We start from the raw sequence: 2,109 nt of genomic DNA, 5'->3' as shown, positions 1-2,109 counted from the left end.
ACCGACAACGCCTGGCGGATGCGGTTCTCAACTTCCCGCTGATTCCGGTTGTTACCCATATCGATGAAGTCGATAACAATCAGGCCGCCAATATCACGCAGACGCAGCTGGCGGGCAATCTCATCGGCTGCTTCAAGGTTGGTGTTAAAGGCGGTTTCTTCGATATCGCCACCACGGGTCGCCCGGGCAGAGTTGATATCGATGGAAACCAGGGCTTCTGTCGGGTCAATAACAATGGAGCCGCCGGATGGCAGTTTGACTTCACGCTGGAAGGCGGTCTCGATCTGACTTTCAATCTGGAAGCGGTTGAATAGCGGTACGCTGTCTTTGTACAGCTTGATCTTGTTCTGGTACTGGGGCATGACCTGTTTGACAAAATCCAGGGCTTCCTGATACACCGGGGTTTTGTCGATCAGGACTTCACCGACATCCTGGCGCAGGTAGTCGCGGATGGCGCGGATAATGACATTGCTTTCCTGGTAAATCAGGAAGGGGGCGGGATTTTTGCCGGCAGCGTCCTTGATGGAGTTCCACAGCTGCAGCAGATAGTCCAGATCCCATTGCAGGTCTTCTGTGGAACGGCCAAGGCCGGCGGTGCGGACGATGACGCCCATCTCGGCAGGGATGTCCAGCTTGCTCATGGCCTCACGAAGCTCGGTACGCTCATCGCCTTCGATGCGGCGTGAAATGCCACCGGCCCGTGGATTGTTGGGCATCAGGACCAGGTAGCTGCCAGCCAGGCTGACCAGTGTGGTCAGGGCAGCACCTTTATTGCCGCGCTCTTCCTTGTCAACCTGAACGATAACCTCGGTGCCTTCCCTGATGACCTCCTTAATGCTTGGACGCCCGCCACTGTGGCCTGTGAAGTATTCCCGGGAGATCTCTTTCAGGGGCAGGAAACCATGTCGCTCTGCGCCAAAGTCGACAAATGCGGCTTCCAGGCTGGGCTCAACACGGGTGATTTTTGCTTTGTAGATGTTGGCTTTCTTCTGCTCTCTGGCTCCGGATTCGATATCCAGATCGAACAGGCGCTGCCCATCGACGAGTGCAACCCTCAGCTCTTCTTGCTGGGTTGCGTTGATCAACATTCTCTTCATAGAGTACCAAATTACTAATGGCTACCCTAAGCAGTGGCTGTTGACGAAAAGTCGTTCGTGACATTCGGTGAATCCAGTACATCCATCGGTTTGACGGGCAATCCATGGTGTTTCCGGAAGAGCCCGGCCTGCCACTTGACGTATTCGTGGTGGCTGGCAGTGCAACTGGTTTCCTTCAGCTTCTGTACAAACTCTTCGGTGCTACCCGACGGTACACAGGCCAGCGACCGCAGGAAAACGGCGTGGTCGGTGGTAACCAACTATCAGACTTACAGCCGGACTTGTTCAAGGGCAGGGCTGTAACGATATAGCAATCTGCACCCGTATATTGACCGGATGCATAGTGGGGAGATGCGTTGATCGGGCGCTTCTGGCTGGTTGTGGATACGTTTGCAGGTACCACTGAGCCTTTCACTAGCATATGACCCGTCCGCTGTTCTTCATCCCTGGTGTCGGGAGCGCAACCTCCGTTCTTGGGTAGCGCTGTTTATCTATCACGGCTGTGGCCGTGGTCTTTAATCATTCAGCAACCATGGCAGGGACTCATGCCCTACTGGAGGGATGCAACTGGTCCATCTGTCATGGTGTCTGCCTGAGCGGTTATTCCTGAAGTTACCTGACCCGGACTTGTTCATCGGGTAAACGTAACACCAGTTTATTTTTGGCCCGGTAAGCGGAATTTAAGTGATGCTATCCCATTCGGGTCATGCCCAGACTTGGTAAATCGAACTGCCTCTTCGGATAGTCACAAGGCAGTGCCGAAACTATATCAGTAATCTGTAAGTGCTTCAAATGACACAAAGCTGATAACATTACCTGAACAAAAATCGCAGTGATCCCTGCAAGTCTCTATATCCCAATCGGTCAGGATAGAGGTTTCAGGGTTGGAGCTTGGCTTAAACAGATGTGTGGTTAGACGATTGAAACAAGCGAGCAACGTTAATTTTATTACCATTGATGAAGATGCCGCAGGTCAGCGTGTTGATAATTTTCTGTTGAGGGTCCTTAAAGG

2 protein-coding genes are annotated in these 2,109 nt (G+C 52.8%); both read right to left on the bottom strand.

Annotation, left to right across the window (positions count from 1 at the left end; genetic code table 11):
• Window positions 1–1,097 (bottom strand): Rne/Rng family ribonuclease (locus KDK14_RS02775; protein WP_257263496.1); only part of this gene is annotated, 1,097 nt, incomplete at its 3' end.
• A gap of 26 nt (window positions 1,098–1,123) precedes the next feature.
• The gene (locus tag KDK14_RS02770) at window positions 1,124–1,357 is read right to left on the bottom strand and encodes a hypothetical protein (RefSeq protein WP_257263495.1); all 234 of its coding nucleotides are present in this window, start codon (window positions 1,355–1,357) and stop codon (window positions 1,124–1,126) included.
• Window positions 1,358–2,109: the final 752 nt, after the last annotated feature.

It is taken from the genome of Endozoicomonas sp. ONNA2 (assembly GCF_024606365.1).
Lineage (GTDB): Bacteria > Pseudomonadota > Gammaproteobacteria > Pseudomonadales > Endozoicomonadaceae > Endozoicomonas.
This window is presented reverse-complemented; position numbering and strand designations above follow the sequence as displayed.